24 protein-coding genes are annotated in these 22161 nt (G+C 30.2%); 20 read left to right on the plus strand and 4 right to left on the minus strand.

The window, feature by feature from the left end:
* Positions 1-35: 35 nt before the first annotated feature.
* The 4 genes from AJN70_RS09910 to AJN70_RS09925 form a co-directional block, all read right to left on the minus strand.
* Positions 36-260, minus strand: a complete 225-nt coding sequence (locus AJN70_RS09910; RefSeq protein ID WP_050376792.1) for a molybdopterin-dependent oxidoreductase — start codon at positions 258-260, stop codon at positions 36-38.
* A 19-nt stretch (positions 261-279) separates the two neighbouring features.
* A complete protein-coding gene (locus AJN70_RS09915) occupies positions 280-408 on the minus strand; it encodes a hypothetical protein (RefSeq protein ID WP_002862225.1) in 129 nt (42 codons plus the stop codon).
* Between the two features lie 228 nt (positions 409-636).
* Entirely contained in the window at positions 637-1044 is a 408-nt protein-coding gene (locus AJN70_RS09920) for a molybdopterin-dependent oxidoreductase (RefSeq protein ID WP_044779870.1), read from the minus strand.
* A 151-nt stretch (positions 1045-1195) separates the two neighbouring features.
* Positions 1196-1345 (minus strand): hypothetical protein, encoded by a 150-nt coding sequence (locus tag AJN70_RS09925; protein WP_261669991.1) that lies wholly within the window; start codon positions 1343-1345, stop codon positions 1196-1198.
* A gap of 334 nt (positions 1346-1679) precedes the next feature.
* On the opposite strand from AJN70_RS09925, the gene AJN70_RS08085 reads away from it, so the two are divergent.
* The 20 genes from AJN70_RS08085 to AJN70_RS08180 all read left to right on the plus strand — a co-directional run.
* A complete protein-coding gene (locus tag AJN70_RS08085) occupies positions 1680-3215 on the plus strand; it encodes an ABC transporter substrate-binding protein (protein ID WP_002862222.1) in 1536 nt (511 codons plus the stop codon).
* Positions 3215-4159, plus strand: a complete 945-nt coding sequence (locus AJN70_RS08090; RefSeq protein ID WP_002862221.1) for an ABC transporter permease — start codon at positions 3215-3217, stop codon at positions 4157-4159. The genes AJN70_RS08085 and AJN70_RS08090 overlap by 1 nt, the downstream gene beginning before the upstream one ends.
* Positions 4146-4940, plus strand: coding sequence for an ABC transporter permease (locus AJN70_RS08095; RefSeq protein WP_083262336.1), 795 nt, complete (start codon positions 4146-4148; stop codon positions 4938-4940). Before AJN70_RS08090 ends, AJN70_RS08095 begins: the two co-directional genes overlap by 14 nt.
* Positions 4937-5647 (plus strand): ATP-binding cassette domain-containing protein, encoded by a 711-nt coding sequence (locus tag AJN70_RS08100; protein WP_070295684.1) that lies wholly within the window; start codon positions 4937-4939, stop codon positions 5645-5647. Before AJN70_RS08095 ends, AJN70_RS08100 begins: the two co-directional genes overlap by 4 nt.
* Positions 5640-6305, plus strand: a complete 666-nt coding sequence (locus tag AJN70_RS08105; protein WP_032590213.1) for an ATP-binding cassette domain-containing protein — start codon at positions 5640-5642, stop codon at positions 6303-6305. Before AJN70_RS08100 ends, AJN70_RS08105 begins: the two co-directional genes overlap by 8 nt.
* 112 nt (positions 6306-6417) lie before the next feature.
* Complete coding sequence (locus tag AJN70_RS08110) at positions 6418-6807, plus strand: NAD(P)H-quinone oxidoreductase subunit 3 (RefSeq protein ID WP_002824972.1); 390 nt, start codon at positions 6418-6420, stop codon at positions 6805-6807.
* Positions 6789-7292: a NuoB/complex I 20 kDa subunit family protein gene (locus AJN70_RS08115; RefSeq protein WP_002851253.1), complete on the plus strand. Its 504-nt coding sequence runs from the start codon at positions 6789-6791 to the stop codon at positions 7290-7292. Before AJN70_RS08110 ends, AJN70_RS08115 begins: the two co-directional genes overlap by 19 nt.
* Positions 7289-8083: an NADH-quinone oxidoreductase subunit C gene (locus AJN70_RS08120; RefSeq protein ID WP_072224085.1), complete on the plus strand. Its 795-nt coding sequence runs from the start codon at positions 7289-7291 to the stop codon at positions 8081-8083. The genes AJN70_RS08115 and AJN70_RS08120 overlap by 4 nt, the downstream gene beginning before the upstream one ends.
* A 1-nt stretch (position 8084) precedes the next feature.
* Complete coding sequence (gene nuoD, locus AJN70_RS08125; protein ID WP_002862216.1) at positions 8085-9311, plus strand: NADH dehydrogenase (quinone) subunit D; 1227 nt, start codon at positions 8085-8087, stop codon at positions 9309-9311.
* Positions 9308-9535, plus strand: coding sequence for an NADH-ubiquinone oxidoreductase subunit E family protein (locus AJN70_RS08130; protein WP_052949807.1), 228 nt, complete (start codon positions 9308-9310; stop codon positions 9533-9535). The genes nuoD and AJN70_RS08130 overlap by 4 nt, the downstream gene beginning before the upstream one ends.
* Positions 9532-10224 (plus strand): NADH dehydrogenase, encoded by a 693-nt coding sequence (locus AJN70_RS08135; protein WP_070295685.1) that lies wholly within the window; start codon positions 9532-9534, stop codon positions 10222-10224. The genes AJN70_RS08130 and AJN70_RS08135 overlap by 4 nt, the downstream gene beginning before the upstream one ends.
* On the plus strand, positions 10221-12683 hold the full coding sequence (locus tag AJN70_RS08140) for an NADH-quinone oxidoreductase subunit G (protein ID WP_002862214.1): 2463 nt from the start codon (positions 10221-10223) through the stop codon (positions 12681-12683). Before AJN70_RS08135 ends, AJN70_RS08140 begins: the two co-directional genes overlap by 4 nt.
* Positions 12676-13674: an NADH-quinone oxidoreductase subunit NuoH gene (nuoH, locus tag AJN70_RS08145; RefSeq protein ID WP_002856570.1), complete on the plus strand. Its 999-nt coding sequence runs from the start codon at positions 12676-12678 to the stop codon at positions 13672-13674. The genes AJN70_RS08140 and nuoH overlap by 8 nt, the downstream gene beginning before the upstream one ends.
* A 9-nt stretch (positions 13675-13683) precedes the next feature.
* Positions 13684-14325, plus strand: a complete 642-nt coding sequence (gene nuoI / locus AJN70_RS08150) for an NADH-quinone oxidoreductase subunit NuoI (protein WP_052782041.1) — start codon at positions 13684-13686, stop codon at positions 14323-14325.
* Positions 14322-14840 (plus strand): NADH-quinone oxidoreductase subunit J, encoded by a 519-nt coding sequence (locus tag AJN70_RS08155; RefSeq protein WP_070275935.1) that lies wholly within the window; start codon positions 14322-14324, stop codon positions 14838-14840. The genes nuoI and AJN70_RS08155 overlap by 4 nt, the downstream gene beginning before the upstream one ends.
* Positions 14837-15133, plus strand: a complete 297-nt coding sequence (gene nuoK, locus AJN70_RS08160) for an NADH-quinone oxidoreductase subunit NuoK (RefSeq protein WP_002858466.1) — start codon at positions 14837-14839, stop codon at positions 15131-15133. Before AJN70_RS08155 ends, nuoK begins: the two co-directional genes overlap by 4 nt.
* Before the next feature lies 1 nt (position 15134).
* Positions 15135-16925, plus strand: a complete 1791-nt coding sequence (gene nuoL, locus AJN70_RS08165; protein WP_070287463.1) for an NADH-quinone oxidoreductase subunit L — start codon at positions 15135-15137, stop codon at positions 16923-16925.
* 1 nt (position 16926) lies between these two features.
* Complete coding sequence (locus AJN70_RS08170) at positions 16927-18414, plus strand: NADH-quinone oxidoreductase subunit M (RefSeq protein ID WP_044778695.1); 1488 nt, start codon at positions 16927-16929, stop codon at positions 18412-18414.
* Positions 18404-19792, plus strand: a complete 1389-nt coding sequence (locus AJN70_RS08175; RefSeq protein WP_044794378.1) for an NADH-quinone oxidoreductase subunit N — start codon at positions 18404-18406, stop codon at positions 19790-19792. Before AJN70_RS08170 ends, AJN70_RS08175 begins: the two co-directional genes overlap by 11 nt.
* Positions 19793-19813: 21 nt before the next feature.
* A partial coding sequence (locus AJN70_RS08180) for a tetratricopeptide repeat protein (protein WP_070295686.1) occupies positions 19814-22161 on the plus strand: 2348 nt, incomplete at its 3' end.

A 22161-nucleotide genomic window follows, 5' to 3' on the forward strand; every position in this document is an offset into this window, starting at 1 on the left:
ATCTTTTTGCGTTCTTCCTTCGCTAAATTCTTTTTCTATGCCAAGTCTTTAGCAAGTTCAAGACACATTTCATAAATAGGTTTTACTTCACCAACTGGCTCGATAGCTTTTTGACAATAAATAATATAAGGCTTATTGCTATAATATCCTGCACTAGGTCTTATAAAATCTTCTTGCTCTAGCATAGTTGCATCAGGTAAGATATAATCTGCGCAGTTATTTGACGGAGTTCTAGTTACATTAATATCTCTACTATACACTCACACAAATTCTCATCGTTTAAAATATCATGCACTTATTTAATGGTGTTGTGCTGATTTGTAAGGCAATTTCCTGCTGTATTAAAATAAATTTGATATTTTGTTTTAATTGTGTTTTACCACGTACTCCATCGCTAATATCTGCCATTTCTTTTCCGCGATAAATGGCATCTGTGAATAAAAAACAAGGCTTTATGGTGGTAATTTCTCTTGCAAGTTGAACTATGTGGTTTATAATCTTGCTAGCCCAATCAGGAGTTTTTTCTACTCCATCGTTTAGTCCTAAAACATAGCTTTCATAGCTTGAGTTTTGGTTGTATCTTGTGGCAGAGTATTTTCGCTAAAGCTTATGGTGTATTTATCAAGAAAAGTTCTATCAAGTAAATCTTTTTATCATCACATAATCAAAGCTGCATCGGTTCCTGGTGTTAAAGGCTTTTTGATAAGCATAGCCTACTCCACCACCTCCCATTCTAGTTTCAACATGATTTGCTCCAAAAAATATAGCTAATTTTGCAGAGCGTAAAGTGTATATATCGCTAGCAGGAGATCCTCCATAGAAAAAATTCATAGCATTTGAAATTTGAGCCGTAGAATAAGAATTATGATAATTTAAATAATCACCATAAAGATTTAAAAGTCTAGCCCATGGACCTTGTGTACAGCGATTGATTATTGTTCTTGTTGCATAATTTATATAAAAGGCTTCATTGCCGTATTTTTCTTTAATTTCTTGCATTTTGGCAGAAATTTCATCAAAAGCTTGTTTCCAAGAAATAGGCATAAAAATTTACCTTCACCCCTTTTTCCCACTCTTTTTAAAGATCTTTTTAGGCGATTTGCGTTGTAAACTTTATATCTTGAACTACGCCCTCTAATACAGGCTCTTGCTTGACGATTATCAAAGCTATCATCACCTTCATTATCAGTACTGATTATTTAATAATTCCATCTTGAGTATGCACTTTTACAGGACATTTTGTTCCGCAATTTACATTACATTCAGCCCATTTGCTGATCAATGGTGGAGTTTTTAATAAATTTGCACTTAGACTTATAGGACTTAAGGTTAAGCCACTAAACAAGGAACTCCATTTTAAAAATCTCTACGATTTTGTTTCATGTTATCTCCTTGCATTTATGTGACAAAAGTAATTGCAATTATAATACAAATAATAATTTTATTCAATTAAAATTAAGACTTTAAAACTCCTAAATATAAGCTTTATAATGGATTTTTCGTTTATGAATTTAACTTCAAAAAATAAAAATTTGAATAATATAATGATAAAAATTTATTAAATATAGTATTTAAATAGAAATTTATAACTAAAATATAACTTTATCCCCCGTATAGGCTTGCGAGTTGAGTTTTTTTGTTTTATAATTTTGTGCGTTATTAAAATAAAAAGGTTTTTTATGTTGAGATTTTTAATTTTTGTATTGTTACTTTTTGTAAATTTAGAAGCAAAAATCCCAAAAGATACACTTATTGTAGCGGTTGAAAATGAAATCACAAGGATAAATCCTGCTTATAGTGAGGATCATGATGCAGTGATTAATCTTGTATTTTCAGGGCTTACGCGTTTTGATGAATATATGAGTTTAAAACCTGATTTGGCTAAGTCTTGGGATGTTAGTAAAGATGGGCTTGTTTATGATATTTTTTTAAGAGATGATGTTTTATGGCATGATGGAGTCAAATTTGGTGCTGATGATGTGAAATTTAGTATAGAAGCCTTTAAAAATCCTAAAAACAATTCTTCTGTTTATGTCAATTTTGAAGACATTAAAAGTGTGGAAATTTTAAATCCTTCTCATGTAAAAATCACACTTTTTAAACCTTATCCCGCATTTTTAGATGCTTTAAGCATAGGAATGCTTCCTAAACATTTGCTTGAAAATGAGAATTTAAACACAAGCTCTTTTAATCAAAATCCTATAGGCACAGGTCCTTATAAATTTGTAAAATGGAAAAAAGGTGAATATGTTGAATTTAAAGCCAATGAACATTTTTATCTTGATAAGGTAAAAACTCCAAGACTTATTATAAAACACATTTTTGATCCTTCTATAGCTAGTGCCCAGCTTAAAAATGGCAAGATAGACGCAGCTTTAATCGATGTTTCTTTGCTAAATATTTTTAAAAATGATGAAAATTTTGGAATTTTACGTGAAAAATCGGCTGATTATCGGGCTTTAATGTTTAATTTTGATAATGAATTTTTAAAAGATTTAAAAGTAAGACAAGCTTTAAATTACGCAGTTGATAAAGAAAGTATAGTAAAAAATCTTTTACATGATTATGCTTTTGTGGCCAATCACCCTTTAGAGCGTTCTTGGGCAAATTCTAAGAATTTTAAAATTTACAAATATGATTCTAAAAAAGCCGAGGACTTGCTTGTAAGTGCAGGTTTTAAGAAAAATGAAGATGGAAATTTTGAAAAAGATGGGAAAATTTTAGAATTTGAAATTTGGGCGATGAGTAATGATCCTTTAAGGGTAAGTTTAGCTGGAATTTTGCAAAGCGAATTTAGAAAAATAGGAGTTGTAAGCAAGGTGGTGGCTAAACCTGCTGGAAGTTTTGATTATTCTAAAGTGGATAGTTTTTTAATAGGCTGGGGAAGTCCTTTAGATCCTGATTTTCACACTTTTAGGGTATTTGAAAGTTCGCAAGATAGTGCTTTAAATGATGAGGGTTGGAATTTTGGACATTATCATGATAAAAAAGTGGATATAGCCTTGCAAAAAGCAAGAAATACTTCAAATTTAGAAGAGAGAAAAAAATATTATAAAGATTTTATAGATGCTTTGTATGAAAATCCTCCTTTTATTTTTTTAGCCTATCTTGATTTTGCTTTAGTTTATAATAAAGATTTAAAAGGTATCAAAGCAAGGACTTTAGGTCATCATGGAGTGGGTTTTACTTGGAATGTTTATGAGTGGAGTAAATAGTGCTAAAACGCTTAGTTTTTAGTATCTTTATAGCATTTTTTAGCACTTTTTTATGTTTTATTTTGCTTTATTTTAGTAAAGGCAGTATAGCTTATGCTAATGGAGTTAATTCACAAAGTAAAGAATTTGTTCAAAGAATAGAACAAAATTTAGGGCTTGATAAGCCTTTGTTAGAGCAGTATAAAATTTGGCTTTTTAAGGCTTTAAAAGGAGATTTAGGGGTTTCTTTTTTAAGTGGAGAAAGTGTTTTAAAGCTTATAAAAGAAAGAATTTTTAATACTTTTATTTTGGGTTTTAGTGCCTTAATGCTTTTATTTTTACTCAGTGTTTTTTTGGCACTTTTGGGATATTATTATAAAGAAAGTTTTATAGATAAAATCATCACTTTTTTAGCTTTTAATTTTTTTGCTTTACCTCCTTTTGTTTTGGCTTTATTGTTTGTTTTGATTTTTGGAATTTTTTGGAAAATTTTGCCTGTTATGGGAAGTAGTGATATAGGCTTTGAAGATGATTTTTTAAATCGTTTAGAGCATTTGATTTTGCCTGTTTTGGTGCTTGTTTTATCACATTTGGCGTTATTTTTAAGGATTGCTAGAAATTTTATCAATGAAAGTTTTTCTCAAATTTTTATTCAAAATTTATACGCTAGAGCTTTGAGAGAAAAAGATATTTATTTTTTAGTTTTGAAATATTCTTTAAGTCCTATTGTGGCTTATTTTGGGGGAAGTGCTTTAAGTTTTATGATGGGAACTTATGTGGTAGAAAGTGTCTTTGCTTACGAGGGGCTTGGATCTTTACTTTTTAAAAGTATTATTTTTAAAGATTATCCTATTGTGCTTGCGCTTATATTTTTTAGTGTTTTGCTTGCAGCATTTTTTACATTTTTAAGTGATATTGTAGCTAGGATTTTAAATCCTAGATTAAGAAGGCTTGATTTTGTTTAAATTTCTTATCATACTTGCGCCTTTAATTTTTTTGTTTTTATGCGCCTTGTTTGCACCTTTTTTGACTCCTTTTGATATTTTAAGTACTCATTTAGAAAATTTGCATCAAGCTCCTAATTTTACTTATATTTTAGGGACTGATTTTTTAGGCAGAGATTTGTTTTCTCGTTTGCTTTTTGCTTTGAGAAATTCTTTGATTATAGGTGTTGGTGGATCTTTATTGTCTATTATCTTTGCTTTGTGTTATTTGTTTTTAGCACGATGTTTTTTTTATATTTTTTGGATGCGTATTTTAGAGTTTTTTTTAGCCTTGCCTGCTTTTTTACTTATGATGTTTTTTCAAAGTATGATAATTTCTGATGTGTTTTTGATGATTTTTTTAATCGCTTTAATTCATTGGTGTTTCATAGCAAGAATTATAGAAAGTGAATTAAAAAGACTTGAAAATTTAGATTTTTACAAAGCAAATATAGTGCTTGGAAGAACTAAATTTAGAGTTTTTTTTAAAGATTTAATACCTGCTTTAAAAACACTGATTTTTACACTTTTTATATTTAATATCGTTCATGCTATAGCCACAGAAGCTACTTTGAGTTTTTTTGGACTGGGTTTAGGATTTGAAATTCCAACTTTAGGTACTCTTTTGAGTGAGTCTTCAAAAGCAGTTTTTATAGGTGCTTGGTGGATGATACTTTTTCCACTTTTAAGCTTGCTTTTGTTGTTTTTACCTCTTTTATGGTTGGGTAATTTTTTACAAAAAATTTGGGGTATAAGATCTTGAAGGTAAGAAATTTAAATATTAGTTTGAAGAATAATTTATTGCTTAAGGATATTAATTTAGATATAAAAACAGGCAAAACTTTAATGATACTAGGACAAAGTGGAGTGGGTAAAAGCTTGTTAGGAAAAGCTTTGGTAAGACTTTTAGATTCTAACTTCACAATAAGTTTTGATGAATTAAGTTTTCATAATTCTTGTATTTTTAATTTTAACAAAAAAGAGCTTAGAGATTTTCGTTCTAAGGTGGCACTTGTTTTACAAGATGCAGAGCTTAGTCTTTATCCTTATTTGGATATTGGAAATTTATGTCATCTTGTTTTAAAAACTCATACAAAATTAAAACAAAAAGAAAGAAAAGATTATGCTTTTTCTTATTTTAAAAAATTAGGATTTGAAAATCTTGATCGTTTGTGGCATTCTTATGCTAATGAATTAAGTTTGGGTATGGCAAGAAGGGTAAGCCTAGCTTTAGCATTATTAAATCAACCCCAAATTTTAATTTGTGATGAAATCACAGCTTCTTTGGATAAAGAAAACGCTTCTAAGATTATATCGATTTTAGAAGAATTAAAAAATAACACAGCCTTAGTTTGCATCACTCATGATTTAAATTTGGTAAATTCTTTAGCAGATGAAATTCTTATGCTAGAAAAAAATAGTTCAAATTTATATAGCTTAGATGAGTTTTTAAGGTATTATAATGCTTAAAGTTTGTAATTTAAGTAAGTTTTATGAGCTTAAAAAGCATTGGTATTTAAAAAAAGAAAGACATATTATTTTTGATAATATCAATTTTTCTTTAAATGAAAATGACAATTTAATAATTTTAGGTAAAAGTGGTGCAGGTAAAAGTACATTAGCTAGAATTCTTTGTTTTTTAGAAGATCCAAGCGAGGGTGAGGTATGGTATGAAAATCTTAACTTACACAAGCTTGATAAAAACAAACAGAGACTTTTAAGAAAGCAAATTCAGTATTGCTTTCAAGATCAAAAAATGGCTTTAAACCCTTATAAAAAAATCAAAAATCTTATACAAGATGGTTTGGAAAATTTTAATTTACAAAAGAATGATGATTTGATTTTAGAATTTTTTGATTTTTTTAGTCTAAAAAAACAAATTTTAGAACAAAAACCCTATGAGTTAAGCGGAGGAGAAGCCACACGCGTAGGTCTTATCCGTGCTTTGGTGTTAAATCCTAAATTGTTGATTTTAGATGAAATTACTTCAGCGCTTGATATTAAAACTTCTAAAGAAATTTTAACTTTTTTATATGACTATCAGCAAAAAAATAATATTTCTTATATATTTATAACCCATCAAAGTGATCTTTTTTATAAATTTAATCATAAAAAATTAAAACTTTAAAAAATATTTTTTAATATAAGTTTCAATATAGAAAGTTTAGAGTAAAATAAAGAAAAGTGTAAATTTAATTTTTGTTGTGGAGTGATTAAAGTGCTTTAAAAAAGGAGAATAAATGTCTCATATAGATGCTTCGCATCCTTATTTTGGTATTTTTTTAATGCTAGTACTTGCTAGTGTTATTTTTTTTGGACTGGTTTTTTTAGCTTCAAAAATTGGTAATAATTTTGCCGCAAAAAATCGCAAAAAATTAGGACTTGGAATTTATGAATGTGGTCCTATTCCTGTTAAACAAGCTAACAAGATTAACTCTCAATTTTTCATCATCGCCTTAATCTTCATACTTTTGGATATAGAAGTTGTGTTTTTATTTCCTTGGGCTTTGATTTTTAAAGATTTAGGTTGGTTTGGGCTTTTAGAAGTTTTTGTTTTTATCGTACTTTTAGGAGTTGGATTTTTATATGCTTATAAAAAAGGAGCGTTTGCATGGCAGAGCATCAAGTAAATTATGCAAGTGGCTTGCCCGTCGTTTTAACTAGCGTTGATAAACTAGTTCAATGGGGTAGGAGTAATTCTTTATGGGCTTTATCTTATGGACTTGCCTGTTGTGCGATTGAGATGATGGCGGCTGGGGGTTCAAGATATGATTTTGATAGATTTGGAACGATTTTTAGAGCTTCACCACGCCATAGTGAAGTGATGATTATCGCAGGAACTTTATGTAAAAAACACGCTGAATTTACAAGAAGACTTTACGATCAAATGCCTGATCCTAAATGGGTGATTTCTATGGGAAGTTGTGCCAATACAGGCGGTATGTTTAATACTTATTCTACAGTTCAAGGAGTGGATAGAATTATACCTGTAGATATTTATGTACCAGGTTGTGCTCCACGCCCAGAAAGTTTTCAGTTTGCTTTGATGATTTTGCAAAAAAAGATCCGCAAAGAAAAAGCAAGTCGTAAAATCGCACCTAAAAGGTTGATATGATGAGAAAGTATAGCGATAAAAAAAATGCTCAAACTCAAAATTATTACAAAGATAGATTTTATCACGCGCCACACACTGTAAAATCTGATGTTAATGAAAGTGTTTTTAAAGATGATTTTGAAGTTTTAAAAACTCAAGTAGAAATTTTAAATTCCTTTGTAGAGCTTGATTTTTGGGTAATAGAAATTAAAAAAGAAGACAATGTTAAAACTTTGCAAATGCTTAAAACTTTAGGGTATTTAAGTTTTACAGAGGCAAGTGCTATTGATTTTGTAGCAGATAAAAATGGTTTTGAAGTGTTTTATCAGCTTTTAAATTTAGAAAAAAAATTAAGAGTGAGAATAAAAACTTTTGTAGGCGTAAAAGAGCGTTTGCAAAGCGTGGCTCATGTTTTTAAAGGGGCAAATTGGAGTGAGAGAGAAATTTATGATATGTTTGGAATTTTCATCATAAATCATCCCAATTTAAAACGCATTTTAATGCCTGATGATTGGTTTGGACATCCGCTTTTAAAAACTTATCCTTTAAAGGGTGATGAGTTTGCAAGATGGTATGAGATTGATAAAATTTTTGGTAAAGAATATCGTGAAGTAGTGGGTGAAGAACAAAGAGATTCTGGTTTTGTTGATGATAAAGATACGCTAAATTTTGCAAGACTTTATCATGAAGTGCCAAAAGGTGGTCAAAAGAAGGAAATTTCCTTTAAACAAGAATATCAAGAAGATGAAGGCGTAGCTTTTGTAAAAAAAGTAAAACGTGATGAAGCAAAAATTTTAGAGAAAAGGCGTTAAAATGCAAATTCCTAGCAAGTTAAAACCTTATTATGAAAATATAGCTTTTGAGCAAGAAGACTCAAAAATGATTATCAATTTAGGCCCTCAACACCCTTCAGCACATGGAAATTTACGTCTTATTTTAGAACTTGATGGAGAGCAAGTTGTAAAAGCACGTCCTTGTATAGGTTATATGCATCGTGGTATGGAAAAAATGGCTGAAAATATGATTTATCAAGAATTTATTCCTACTACTGATAGAATGGATTATATCGCCGCTTCAGCGAATAATTATGCTTATTGTGCAGCGGTTGAAAAGCTTTGTGGTTTAGAGATTCCACGCCGTGCAGCAGTCATACGCATGATACTTTTAGAATTAAACCGTATCGCATCGCATTTACTTTGGCTTGCCACTCATGCGCTTGATATTGGTGCGATGAGTGTGTTTTTATACTGCTTTAGAGAACGTGAATATGTTTTGGATTTGATAGAAAAGTATTGCGGTGCAAGGCTTACGCATTCTTCTATGAGAATAGGTGGGGTTATGCTTGATTTACCTGAGAATTATTTAGAAGAAATGCTTGCATTTTGCGATAAATTTCCAAATGATTTAAAAGATTATGAAGATCTTTTAGATGATAATAGAATTTGGCGTTTAAGAACTGAAAATGTAGGTGTGGTTACCAAAGAACAAGCCTTAAATTGGGGTTGTACAGGTGTGATGTTAAGAGGAAGTGGTATAAAATACGATATACGCAAAGAAGAGCCTTATTTGCTTTATAATGAAGTTGAATTTGGTGTGCCTTATGCTACGCAAGGGGATTCTTATGCAAGATATAAAGTTTATATGCAAGAATTTCGTGAAAGTTTGAAAATCCTTAGACAATGTGCCACGCTTTATAAAGATACTCCGCCTGAAATTTTAGCTACGCATCCTGAGTATGTAAGTGCTTCAAAGGAGCAAATTTTAACGCAGAATTATTCCTTAATGCAGCATTTTGTTTTAATTACTCAAGGTTTAAAACCTCCTAAAGGCGAAGTTTATGTGCCTACTGAAAGTCCAAAAGGTGAGCTTGGCTTTTTTATCCATAGTGATGGTACAGGAAGACCTTATCGTTTAAAGGCTAGAACGCCTAGTTATTGGCATTGTGCGTTTTTTGAAGAAATGCTTGTAGGTACTTATTTGGCTGATGTTGTAGCCATTATGGGTAATGTAAATATAGTTTTAGGTGAGATAGATCGATGAAAAGAGTAGATTTAAGAAAAAGCAAAGAGCTTTTTGAAGATTTAGCACAAATCATAAAAGAAGCAAAACAAGGTGAGGTTTTAGTGGTGCTTTTTGAAATCGGCGATTTTTCTCCTGTTGAAAAAAGTTTTTCTTTTGTAAAAGAACAAGGCTGTGAGCTTTTAAATTCTTTGAAATTTAATCAAGTGGATTGGACTATTGTTATAAAAAAGGAGAGGGTATGATTTATGATAATGCTCTTTGTTTTTTAGATATGCCAAGCCTTAAAAACAAAAATTTATGTGAAAAAATAGGTGTAAATAGCATTAATATTTCTTGTTTGGAAGATAAAAATTTAAAAGCTAAATTTTACAAATGCGAAATTGCAAGTTTGAGTTTTGTTTTGGCCTTGCTTTGTAAATTAAGCGATGAAGGGCATTTTTGCGATTTAGATGAGGGATATTTAAGTGCTGAATCTTGTTTTGGAGAGGAAGAAGCAGGCGAAGTGCTTGCTTTTTTAAAAGAGGCTAAGTATTTAATTATAGATAAAAATATCCATTCTTATAAAGATAGTGAAAATATCAAATATTTTTTGAATTTCCTAAGTGTAAAATATGGATTAAAGATTTTAGATAGCGATGAAGAAGAATGCGATTTTAAAAAGGCAAAATTAAACACCCTAAAAGAACTCGATAATTATGACGGGTTAGTGCTTTTTAGAGCAAATTTGCAAGATAAAAATTTACATTGTTCAAAGCAATTTTTACAAATTGCAAAATGCAAAGATCAAAGTGAAGTTGAAATTTTGGCTAAAGATTTTAGTCTTAAAACCAAGCTTTGTTTAGATGAAAATTTACAAGGCACCATAGCTTTTTTAAATTATGAAAACAATGGTTTTGATTTTACTCCAATTCGTATAAAGGAAGCAAAATGACAGTTAAGATTAATGGTATAAATTGCGCCTTTGAAGAAGGCGAATATATTTTAAATATAGCAAGAAGAAATGATATTTTTATCCCAGCGATTTGCTATCTTTCAGGCTGTAGTCCTACTTTGGCTTGTCGTATGTGTATGGTTGAAGCTGATGGTAAAAAGGTATATTCTTGCAATACTAAAGCAAAAGAGGGTATGGTTGTAGAAAGTGATTTAAAAAATCTTTGGGATGAAAGAAATGAGATCATGCAAGCTTATTGTATCAATCATCCTTTAGAATGTGGAGTTTGCGATAAATCAGGCGAGTGTGAATTGCAAAATTTCACTCATAAAAGTCGTGTAAATGTTCAAAAACATTGGATTAAAGACACGCATAAACCGCATAAACATTGGGGAATGATTAATTACGATCCCGCACTTTGCATAGTATGTGAGCGTTGTATTACAGTTTGTAAGGATAAAATCGGCGAAAGTGCTTTAAAAACCGTTCCTCGTGGCGGAGATAGTGTGGATAATAGCTTTAAAGAGAGCATGGGAAAAGATGCTTATGCGATTTGGACTAAATTTCAAAAAAGTTTGATAGGTCCTGCAAATGGCGACACGCTTGATTGTTCATTTTGTGGGGAATGTACAAGCGTATGCCCAACAGGAGCTTTGATAGGTTCGAAATTTCAATACACTTCAAATATTTGGGAACTTAAAAGAATCCCTGCTTCAAATCCGCATTCAAGCGATTGTGAGTTGATGTATTATGATATTAAGCAAAGTGGTATTAGCAATCAAAAAGAAAAAATTTATCGTGTGAGTAATGATTTTGCCTTTGCGAGTTTAAATAAGGCTGCAAGATTTGCTTTTGATACGCAAAATGAGGCAGATAAAGATGAAAAAGCCTTTAAAGAACTTGTGGAGCTTTTTGAGAAAAATGAAATTAAAAACATTAAATTTAATAGTTTTATTACCAATGAAGAAGCTTTGATTTTACAAAATTTAAAAAAGAAATTTAATCTTTCTTTGATCAATGAAGAAGCTTTGAAATTTAAAGAATTTTTACAAGAATTTATCGCTAATTCTGGCGAGTTTTATAGTGCTAATACTCAAGATATAACAAAAAGTGATTTTTTGGTTGTGGCTGGAATGCTTTTAAGATATGATGCTCCAACACTTAGCTATAAAATCAATAATGCTTTAGTGATGAATAAAGGCTCAGGGCTTTATTTTCATCCTATGGAAGATATGGGTATAGCAAAATATTCTAAAAATTTTATTTCACACATTCATAAAAGTGGCGATGAAGAGCAAATTTTATATTTTTTACTTCAAAAATTTAGCCAAGATGAAGGTATTAAAACTCATTTAGCAGAGTTTTTTGTTAGTGAAAATAAAGAAATAGAAGAAAGTATCAACGAAGAAGTTGTAGAGCAAGTCATAGAAAAAGATGAAGAAGGCAATGAAATCCAAAAAGAAGTAAAAAAAGTCGTGCCTAAGAAAGTGAAAAAAATCATAGAAGTGCAACGCTCTATTTTTGCTAAAAATTTAGGCATAGATGAAGATAAATTAGAAGATTTATTGCTTAAAAAAGCAAATTTTACTCTTGTTATAGGGAGTGATTTTTATTTTCATAAAAATGCGAAAAAACTTGCTAAATTACTTGCTTTGATCCAAAATACCACTCCTTTTAAAGTCTTTTTAAATCCTACGCATACCAATACCTTAGGTGTGGCCATGATTTGCGATTTGGATAAAAACACACAAGAAGGCAAGACTTTAGGTTATAATGAAAAAGGTGATTTTAGTTTTTCTTATGAAGAGCATGCAAATTTAGCTAGTGCGAGTTTAAATCAGCAAGAAGGAACTTTTTTAAATTACGATAAAAGAGTGGTGCCAACTAACGCTGCTTTAGAATTTAAGGGATATTTTTTAAATGATTTAGCTAATGCTTTAGGTTTTGATGAGGAATATACCATAAATTATACTAAGAGACTCCCTATAAATAAAGGTTTTTCTCCGATTGATTTTGATCATTTAGACAATTTTTATACCAATGCAGGCGATTGTAAAAGGGGATATGAGCTTAATTTAGAATGTTTTAAACAAGTTGCTAAAAAAGAATTCATCTCTCCAAATTTTGAAAATTTAAACCCAAAAGAAGATGAAATTTTGCTTTATAGTGCTAATCCTAGCTATCAATTTGGTAGATTTTCAAATCGTGCTAGTGCGATTAATGAGGTGATTTTTTTAGGTGTAAGTGAAAATTTAGCTAAAGAGAAAAATTTAAAAGATAAAGATCTTGTAAAACTTAAAATAAAAGATAAAGAATTAAGCCTTAGTGTGCGTGTGGATAAGGATATAAAAAATGGAGCTTTCTTACCGTATTTTGATGAAAAACTTGACACGCTAAGCTTTTTTGATGAAAGATTTGTTGTGGCGAATTTAGAAAAATTAGGAACAAACCATGAGTGATTTTGCTTTTTTTGCTTTAGAGGCTTTGATTAAATGTATTATTGTCATTGCAATATTTGCGAGTTTAGCAGGTCTTGCAACTTATGCTGAAAGAAAAGTTTTAGCTTATTTTCAAAGACGCATAGGGCCTGATATGGTAGGGCCTTTTGGGCTTATTCAACTTGTAGCTGATATGATAAAACTTTTTACTAAAGAAGATATAATCCCTTCAAATTCGCAAAAATTTATTTTTGCTATAGCACCTTTGATTTCTGCTATTTGTGCTTTTGTTTCTTTAGCGGCTATTCCTATGCTACCTGAATTTACTTTATTTGGAAGGGTGATTCAGCCTATAGTGGCAGATATCAATGTAGCTTTGCTTTTTGTCATCGGCACTTCAGGACTTTGCTTTTATGCGGTGTTTTTGGGTGGACTTGCAAGTAATAATAAATGGTCGATTTTAGGGGCTGCAAGAGGGCTTGTAGCGATTATTTCCTATGAAAGCGTAGGAGCTTTGGCTTTGATTGCTATTGTAATGCTTGTAGGTTCTTTTTCTTTGGTGGATATTAACAATTATCAAAGTGATGGATTTTTTTCTTGGCTTATTTTTAAACAGCCCTTGGCTTTTGTGCTTTTTATAATTGCTTTATTTATAGAGACCAATAGAACTCCGCTTTGTTTGACGGAAAATGATGCTGAAATTGTAGCGGGTTATGGAACGGAGTATTCGGGTTTAAGATGGGGTATGTTTTTTATAGGTGAATATGCTTCTATGATAGCTGGAGCTATTTTGGTAACTCTTTTGTTTTTAGGGGGTTTTAACAGCTTTTGGATTATTCCTGGTTGGATTATGATGATAGTAAAATCAAGTTTTATTTTCTTTTGGTATTTTTGGGCAAGAGCTGCTTTTCCGCAATTGCGTCCAGATCAAGTGATGAAAATGTGCTATTTGATCTTAATCCCTTTAGCGGTTTTAAACCTTTTAATCACTGCTTTGGCAGTTCTTTTATAGGAGTTTGATATGAAAAATTATTATTTAGTGGATGAGAAAAGAAAAACTCCTGTTAGCACTTGGGAGAAAATTTCACAAGCTTTGCGTAGAAGCGTTAAACTAGAGCTTTTTGTAGGGCTTTTTGTGATGATGAGAGAATTACTTAAGAGAAATAATAGCGCTACGATTAAATATCCTTTTGAAAAGGTAAAGCTTGACAATCGTTACCGTGCTGTTCATCGTTTGATGCGTTTTATAGAAAGCGAAAATGAAAGATGTATAGGTTGTGGGCTTTGCGAAAAAATTTGCATTAGTAATTGTATCAGAATGGAAACTTCTTTAGATGAAAATGGGCGTAAAAAAGTAGGAAATTATAGTATTAATTTAGGGCGTTGTATTTATTGTGGTTTTTGCGCTGAGGTTTGCCCAGAACTTGCTATAGTACATGGGACAGAGTATGAAAATGCAGCCGAGCAAAGGTCTTATTTTGGCTATAAGCAAGATTTTTTAACTCCTATTGATAAGCTTAAAAATCAAGTTGAATTTGAAGGAGCAGGAAGTCTTAGAAAGGATGCAAATTTGTGGGTTAAAAAAACGCCAAATTATTACGATGTGATGATTGAAAGAGCCTTAGAAAATCAAAATACGCAAGAGCAAGGAGAAAATAAATGATAGAAAATTTGGCTTTTGTATTTTTTAGTGTAGTGGTTTTAGGCTTTTTTGGTATTGCGGTTTTAAGTAAAAATATGCTTTATTCTCTTTCGGCTTTAGCGGGTGGAATGGTGTTTTTATCGGGATTTTATTTTTTACTTGATGCAGAGTTTTTAGGCGTGATACAAATTATTGTTTATAGTGGAGCTGTACTTGGACTTTATAGTTTTGCGATGATGTTTTTTGATACTTCTAAGGAATTTAAAGAACAACTTAAAGCTAAAAAAAGTTTTTTTACTTTGGTGGTTTTAAGTGCAATTTTACTTTTGGCCATGCTTATAGGTTTTAAATACCAAAATATCAGCACGGATTTGCCTTTAAATGATCCTGCTTTGTTTGATTTTAATAAACAACTGGCTTTAGCGATTTTTTCAAAATATCTTTTGGCTTTTGAATTCATAGCCATTTTACTTTTGATTGCTTTAGTTTGTGCTATAGTACTTACTCATAAAGAGCTGGCAAAGGAAAAACAATGATAGAAAAGTATTTTTTTATAGCTATTTTAATGTTTGTCATAGGGCTTGTAGGGATTTTAAAAAGACAAAATCTCATCATGCTTTTTATTTCGAGTGAAATTTTATTAAATAGTGCTAATTTAGCCTTAGTAGCAGCTTCTAAAATGCACAATGATTTAAATGGACAGGTTTTTGCACTTTTTATCATGGGTGTAGCGGCTTGTGAAGTAGCTGTTGGTGTAGCTTTGTGTGTGCTTTGGTATAGAAGAAAAGGCACTTTGGAATTAAAAAGCTTAAAAGAAGTGGAGGCTTAGTATGCAAAATTTGGCTTTGATTTCTCTTTTTAGTCCTTTTATTGCTTTTTTGTTTGCAAGTTGTTTTGCTTTGAGTGAGAAAAAACAATTTGTAGGGATAATTTGCTCACTTCTAATAGCTTTGAGTGCTTTTTGTTCTTTGTATTTGCTTTTTTGCAATGAAGCTTTTAATGTGAGTTTGTTTGAATGGTTTGCTGGAGTAAATTTTGGATTTGATATAGATGCCATTTCGCTTACTATGATGAGTGTTGTAGGTATTGTAGCTACTTGTGTGCATTTTTATAGTATTTTTTATATGGCTCATGATGAAGGTTTTAATAAATTTTTTGCTTATTTAGGACTTTTTGTCTTTTCTATGCTTTTTTTAGTTATGAGTGATAATTTCTTAGGACTTTTTGTAGGTTGGGAAGGTGTTGGGCTTTGCTCTTGGTTGCTTATAGGTTTTTGGTATAAAAATGATACTTATTCTTTTGCAGCTAATGAAGCTTTTATTATGAATCGTATTGCAGATTTGGGTATGCTTTTAGGAATTTTTTGGCTTTATTTACAAGCAGGAACTTTAAAATATAATGAAGTTTTTTCCATGGCACAAAGCCTAGATCACAATGCTTTGATCTTAATCGCAACTTGTTTATTTATAGGAGCTATGGGAAAATCTGCACAATTTCCTTTTCACACTTGGCTTGCTGATGCTATGGCAGGGCCAACTCCTGTTTCTGCATTAATCCATGCAGCAACCATGGTAACAGCGGGGGTTTATTTGGTAATTCGTGCTAGCACGCTTTATGATTTAGTTCCTGAGGTTTCTTATATTATTGCCTTACTTGGAGCTTTTGTAGCGATTTTTGCAGCCTCTATGGCTTTGGTGGCTAGGGATTTAAAACGCATTATTGCTTACTCTACCTTATCACAACTTGGATATATGTTTGTAGCTGCAGGACTTGGGGCTTATGGTATAGCTTTATTTCACTTAGCTACACATGCTTTTTTTAAATCTTTACTTTTTTTAGGTGCTGGAAATGTAATGCATGCTATGAATGATAAATTAGACATTAAAAAAATGGGTGGACTTTTTAAACCTTTAAAATTTACGGCTATTTTGATGTGTATAGGATCTTTAGCTTTAGCAGGAATTTATCCTTTTGCAGGATTTTTCTCTAAAGATTTGATTTTAGGATATTCTTTCATTTCTTTTCACCATGGTATTTTTTTAGTGCTTTTAATCGCAGCTTTTTTAACAGCATTTTATAGCTTTAGACTTTTAATGTTGGTATTTTTTACCCCTGCAAGGCATGATGAACATCCACATGAAGCAAGTAAAATCGCACTTTTGGCTATGAGTCCTTTGATGGTTTTAGCTATTGTTGCAGGATTTTTTGAACATAGTTTTTTTGAATATTTAAGCACAAAATTAGTTTTTATTGATGCACAAAATCAAATTGTAATGATTTGTGCGAGTGTAGCAGCTATTTTGGGTGTAATTTTGGCTATTTTTGCTTATAAAAATTCTTGGTTTAAAGAAAGTATTGAAGAAAATAAAATTCACAAACTTTTAAGTAATGATTATTTTATTCCTAGATTCTATCATCAATTTATTGTTTCAAAATATGAAAGCTTATGTGCGATTTTAAAACATTGTGATCTTTATATTTTTGATAGAATAGTTGAAAAAATTGCTTTTTATTCTCAAAATATTTCACAAAAAATGATTATGCCAAACAGCTTAAACTTAATGCTTAGATTTTTGGTGACAGCTTTTGTGATTTTGTTGATTTTGGTATGGATGGTGTAAAATGCTAAATTATTTGATATTTTTTCCTTTAATTTCTGCTTTTGTGGTTTTGCTTTTAAATCGTGGAGGCGTTAAGGTTTTTAGCGTTGTTGTAAGTTTTATGATTTTGGCTTTAAATTTGGATATTTTTGCGGATTTTTTACAAGGGGCAAGCTTTGATTATAATCTCTCTTTTAAAATTTTGAAATTTTTTAGCTTTCATGTAGGAGTAGACAGTATCGCAATTATATTGATGCTTTTAAGTTCTTTGATGATATTTTTAAGCTTTTTATTTTTAAAGCTGGAACAAAAAGCGCTTGTATCTTGTATATTCTTTTTAGAATTTGCTATTATGGGACTTTTTAGCGCAAAAGATGGTTTGTTATTTTATGTTTTTTGGGAATTTTCTCTTTTGCCTTTGCTTTATATTATGGGAGTTTATGGTAAAGATTTTAGAGCAGGGGTGAAATTTTTTATCTATGCTTTTGCGGGTTCAATTTTAATGCTTGTAGCATTGATTTATCAAGCTTATTTAAATTATCAACTTTTAAACATCTTCACTTTTGACTTGGAAATTTGGAAAAATAATGCCTCAGCAGTAAATTTCACAGAGCAACTTTTACTTTTTGGAGCATTTTTTATCGCTTTTGCTATCAAAGCTCCTTTATTTCCACTTCATACTTGGGCACCTAAGGTTTATGCAAATTCGCCTGTACTTGTTTCTGTAATGCTTGTAGTTTTTAAAATGGCTCCTTTTGGATTTTTACTTTTTTGTTTACCACTTTTTCCAGATGCGAGTGTGTATTTTATGCCTTTAATTGTAGCTTTATGCATAGTGAGTATCGTTTATAATGCTTTAATTGCTTATAGAGCAGAAAATATTAAAGAATTGATCGCTTATAGTTCTATTTCACATCTTGGTGTGATGATTTTGGGAATTTTTTCTTTAAATGCTTTGGGTATTAGTGGTGCGGTTTTTTATATGTTTGCACACGGTATTGTAACGGGAGCTTTATTTTTAATGGTTGAACTTTTACACCAAAGATATCATACTTATGATATTTCTTTTTACCATTCTTTGGCTAAAAAAGCACCTTTATTTTCAATTTTCTTTATGCTAATTTTACTTGCGAGTGTTTCTTTGCCTTTAACTGTTTCTTTTGTGGGAGAGTTTTTAATTCTTTTAGGTATAGCAAAGATTAATTTATTTTACGCTTTATTGGCAGGTTTGGTGATTATTTTAGGAGCGATTTATATGTTTGCAGTATTTAGAAAAATATTTTTCATGCAAAAACAAAGCTTTATAGAGAATTTTTCTTTACGCTTTAGAGAAATAGTAGCGCTTGTGTGTATTGTAGTAATGATTTTTGGACTAGGGCTTATGCCAAATATACTTTTAAAGCCGATACAAAAAGATGTGGATAATCTTATAAAAACAATGAATATTAGAGCTGTGGAGCAAAATACTTTAGATTTTTTATCTAAAATAGGAGAGGCAAATGTTAAATAATTTTTTAAATTTAGAACTTTTAAATATAAGCTTATCTTATCCATTTTTATTTTTAATTACAACTGCAATAGTTCTTTTGCTTTGCTCTGGTTTTTGGAAATTTCATCGATCGTTTTATATTGGCATAAGTTCTTTATCTTTAATTGTAAGTGCTTTTTTGATTTTAAATAATGCAAATGCTCAAGGTTTAGAAGCAAAAGCTTTTTTGGCTACTTTAAATAATGATATTGTTTCATTTTATGCTTCTTTGGTGATTTTGTGTTTTTCATTTTTATATCTTTTAATGCAAAAAGAAGAAAATCAGGGTGAATTTTATGCTTTATTTTTATTTGTGATTGCATCTTTGCTTTTGATGGTTTCAAGCTCAAATTTAGTACTTATTTTTATAGGACTTGAAAGTTCTTCTTTAGCACTTTATACTTTAATAGCAATGCGTGGAAGTGATAATGCTATTTCAAGTGCGATAAAATACTTTAGTGTAGCGGCTGTAGGAGCTGGGTTTTTTGTTATGGCTGTAGCTTTTATTTATTTAAAAACAGGAACTTTAGATTTATCTGCTAATTTAGCGTTAAAAAATGAGTTTCAAAAAGATCCCATGCTTTTGGGTGCTGGAGTGATGATTTTTGTTCTTTGTGCAATCAAGCTTTCTTTGGCACCTTTTCATTTTTGGCTTAAAGATGTGTATTATGCAGCACATACAAATTTGGTTGCTTTTATTTCAGTTGTGCCAAAAGTTGCCATGTTGGGTGTGGTTATTCGTTTGTTTGATTTTTTAAATAATACAGGTTTTGAATATATCATAATAGTTCTAGCGATTTTTTCTATGCTTATAGGTGCTTTTGCGGCTCTAAGTCAAAACAATATCAAAAAAATGTTTGCTTATAGTTCTGTAGTGCATTCTTCTTTGGTTTTGGTGGCTTGTATTCCTTTACTAAAAGAACAAAATTTTGATGGAATTTTGCTTGCTATTTTTGGATATTGGACTTTATTTGCTTTTGCAAATTATGCTGTATTTATGATTTTAAGCAATTATGAGAATAATTCTTATGAGAGTTTAAATGGACTTTTGGTTAAAAAACCTTTAATTGCTTTTTGTTTGAGCATTAGTGTGCTTTCTTTAGCAGGTGTCCCGCCTTTTGGAGTATTTTGGGGTAAATTTATGATTTTAAATACAGCAATTTTAAATGGATATTGGTATTTGGCACTTTTTGTGGCTTTATCTTCTGTTATTATGCTTTATGCGTATTTAAAGATTTTAATTCATGCTTTATTTATGAAAAATGATAGGGTTCATAATATTAAGTTTAGTTTTATACAAAATTTTATTTTAGCTTTTTGTGTTTGTATAAGCACTTTTGCTATATTGTTAATGTTATAAGAGTTTTGCTATAATTATTTTATGAGAATATTATTTTTAATTTTATTAAGTTTTTTAAATGCTTTTGCTTTTGAGCTTGTTTTAAACACGGGTCGCGAAAATAATCAAGCTTTTGCAGTTTTACATGCGAGTAATGATTTAGAATTTACATGTCAAAAATTTATTACCGAATCAAAAGTTCATTTTGAATGTGATATTGCAGGTATGGTTGATAATAAATTAAAAGATCAGAGTTTTTCTGCTTTTGATTTAAAATTTATACAAGAAGCTCAAAAAATTAAAATGATCATTTTGCCAAAAATACAAGCAAGAATGTTTGACACTTCTCAAAATATTTATATAGATAAAGAACTTAGTTCATCAAGTTCGCATAAAAGTAAGGCTTTTACTTTTATTTTTGCACCAGAGCTAGCACCTATTAAAGACTATGATGGACTTGATTTTAATATCAATTTTCCACACGAGAGCTTGCCTTATGTTGGAGCTTTGGATTTAAATTCTGATCCTGTTATTATCCCTCAAAGTGCAGATATTAATACTTATTTACGCATCAAAAAAGAATACGATAAGGCTAATTATAGTCAGGTTGCTATTGATGCGCAAAATGCTATCAATAGATATCGTGGTAGTATTTTTATTAGTGAATTTATACTATATAAATTAAGAGCTCAAAATAAACTTTACACCCAAGATCCAAGCATGCGTGATCAACAAATTTTAGAAAAGATGATTGATGATGCTAAAAATTGGACGCGTACTTTTACAAGTGATAAAAATTTTTCAGAAGTTTTACATATAATGTTAAGAACTTATATCGCTTTAGCCCAGCGTGCTGATGTGGAATATACAATGTCGATTTTGGATAATGAACAACCTAATAATTATTTTACTCAGTTATCAAAACTTGATTATGCAGACTATATTTATAATTTAAATGAAAAAGAAAAAGCTGTAAATATTTATGAAAATACTTATTTTAATACAAAAAATTTAGATTTAGCTGCAAGAGCAGCTATGAGTTTGGCAAAGAATTTGCTTTCAAATGGGCAAGTAAATAAAGCTATAGAGTATATTAACACTATTTTAAAAGCCAATCCTGAATATTTTGGAAAAGATATTCCAAGATCTTTAGAACTTGCTAAATTATTTAATCAAAAAGGACAATTTGATATAAGTGCAAGTATTTATGAAGATGCCTTTGCTAAAATGTCCAAACTTGATCCAAGTTATGAAGAAACTTTAAAAGATTTAGCCTTAGTTTTATCACATACTAACAGATCTAGTGATGCTAAAAAATACCTTGATTTGTATATGGATGATTATTTAGATGGTAGGTATTTAGATGAAATCAAAAAAGCAAGTGATGAGGTATTCTTTGCTTTAGGTGATAATAATGCAAGCTTTTTGCATCAGCGTTATACAGATTTAATGAAGCAATATGCAAATAAAGATGAGAATATTGCAAATAAAGCTTTAGATGAAGATGTTGCACTTTATTATAAAGAGGGAAATTTTAGTGCGATTTTAGCTTATAAAAATCTTATAGAAAGTAAAAAAATTCCAAATGCTACTCAATTTTTAGAGAAAGCAGCTGTTAATGATTTAAAAAATGCGATAAAAGCTGATAATTGTATCAATGCTGCAAATATTTTTATGCGTTTTAGCGCTTATGATATAGGTCAGAAAATTGATAATAAAAAACAAATGTTAGCTTGTCTTATCAGAACTTCTAATGTTGAACAAGCACTTGATTATATAAATAAAAATTATAGCGAAGATTCTATATTTTATGGTCTTCAAAAAGCATCTATTCTTTTTGATAATAAACAATATCCTCAGGTGATTAAAATTTCTAAAGATATAGCTAATTCTAGAATTTTAAAAAGCGATGATGAGAATTTTAAGGCTTATTATTTGCAATTTTTGTCTTTGTTGCGTTTAAATGACTACAATCAAGCCATTAAAATTTTGCAAATTTTAGAAAGTTTTCCAATGAATTTTAGTATGGTAGAAGTCTATGATGCTTTACTTTCTTATGCTAATGATCATAATATGCAAACAACTATTTTAACTTACGCACCTAAGGCCATTGACTATCAAAATTTTAAAGGTATAAATCTTTTTAGTCCTAATTTAGAATTTATGTATCTTGATGCTTTGGCTAAAATCAATAAAAATGAAGAAAGTTTAGCTGTTTTAACAGATTTGCTTAAATTAAAACTTTCAGATGAAGATAGAGCAAGAGCTTTATATATCCAAGCTTTAACTTATGAAAGAATGCAAAATATACAAGCTGAAAAAGAAAGTTTAAAACAATGTCTTGAAATCAAAAGTGTTTCAAATTGGCAGAATTTATGTAAGAGTAAAAA

It is taken from the genome of Campylobacter sp. BCW_4341, from assembly GCF_001764255.1.
Lineage (GTDB): Bacteria > Campylobacterota > Campylobacteria > Campylobacterales > Campylobacteraceae > Campylobacter_D > Campylobacter_D jejuni.

Excerpts from the sequence above, each read along its gene's own strand:
- AJN70_RS08155 (WP_070275935.1), top strand. The coding sequence starts at position 14,322 with ATGATAGAAAATTTGGCTTTTGTATTTTTTAGTGTAGTGGTTTTAGGC.
- AJN70_RS08175 (WP_044794378.1), top strand. The coding sequence starts at position 18,404 with ATGTTAAATAATTTTTTAAATTTAGAACTTTTAAATATAAGCTTATCT.
- AJN70_RS08135 (WP_070295685.1), top strand. The coding sequence starts at position 9,532 with ATGATTTATGATAATGCTCTTTGTTTTTTAGATATGCCAAGCCTTAAA.
- AJN70_RS08170 (WP_044778695.1), top strand. The coding sequence starts at position 16,927 with ATGCTAAATTATTTGATATTTTTTCCTTTAATTTCTGCTTTTGTGGTT.
- nuoL (WP_070287463.1), top strand. The coding sequence starts at position 15,135 with ATGCAAAATTTGGCTTTGATTTCTCTTTTTAGTCCTTTTATTGCTTTT.
- AJN70_RS08085 (WP_002862222.1), top strand. The coding sequence starts at position 1,680 with ATGTTGAGATTTTTAATTTTTGTATTGTTACTTTTTGTAAATTTAGAA.
- AJN70_RS09920 (WP_044779870.1), bottom strand. The coding sequence starts at position 1,044 with ATGCCTATTTCTTGGAAACAAGCTTTTGATGAAATTTCTGCCAAAATG.
- AJN70_RS08110 (WP_002824972.1), top strand. The coding sequence starts at position 6,418 with ATGTCTCATATAGATGCTTCGCATCCTTATTTTGGTATTTTTTTAATG.
- AJN70_RS08120 (WP_072224085.1), top strand. The coding sequence starts at position 7,289 with ATGATGAGAAAGTATAGCGATAAAAAAAATGCTCAAACTCAAAATTAT.
- AJN70_RS08130 (WP_052949807.1), top strand. The coding sequence starts at position 9,308 with ATGAAAAGAGTAGATTTAAGAAAAAGCAAAGAGCTTTTTGAAGATTTA.
- nuoK (WP_002858466.1), top strand. The coding sequence starts at position 14,837 with ATGATAGAAAAGTATTTTTTTATAGCTATTTTAATGTTTGTCATAGGG.
- AJN70_RS08115 (WP_002851253.1), top strand. The coding sequence starts at position 6,789 with ATGGCAGAGCATCAAGTAAATTATGCAAGTGGCTTGCCCGTCGTTTTA.
- nuoI (WP_052782041.1), top strand. The coding sequence starts at position 13,684 with ATGAAAAATTATTATTTAGTGGATGAGAAAAGAAAAACTCCTGTTAGC.
- nuoD (WP_002862216.1), top strand. The coding sequence starts at position 8,085 with ATGCAAATTCCTAGCAAGTTAAAACCTTATTATGAAAATATAGCTTTT.
- AJN70_RS09915 (WP_002862225.1), bottom strand. The coding sequence starts at position 408 with ATGGCAGATATTAGCGATGGAGTACGTGGTAAAACACAATTAAAACAA.
- nuoH (WP_002856570.1), top strand. The coding sequence starts at position 12,676 with ATGAGTGATTTTGCTTTTTTTGCTTTAGAGGCTTTGATTAAATGTATT.
- AJN70_RS08140 (WP_002862214.1), top strand. The coding sequence starts at position 10,221 with ATGACAGTTAAGATTAATGGTATAAATTGCGCCTTTGAAGAAGGCGAA.
- AJN70_RS08105 (WP_032590213.1), top strand. The coding sequence starts at position 5,640 with ATGCTTAAAGTTTGTAATTTAAGTAAGTTTTATGAGCTTAAAAAGCAT.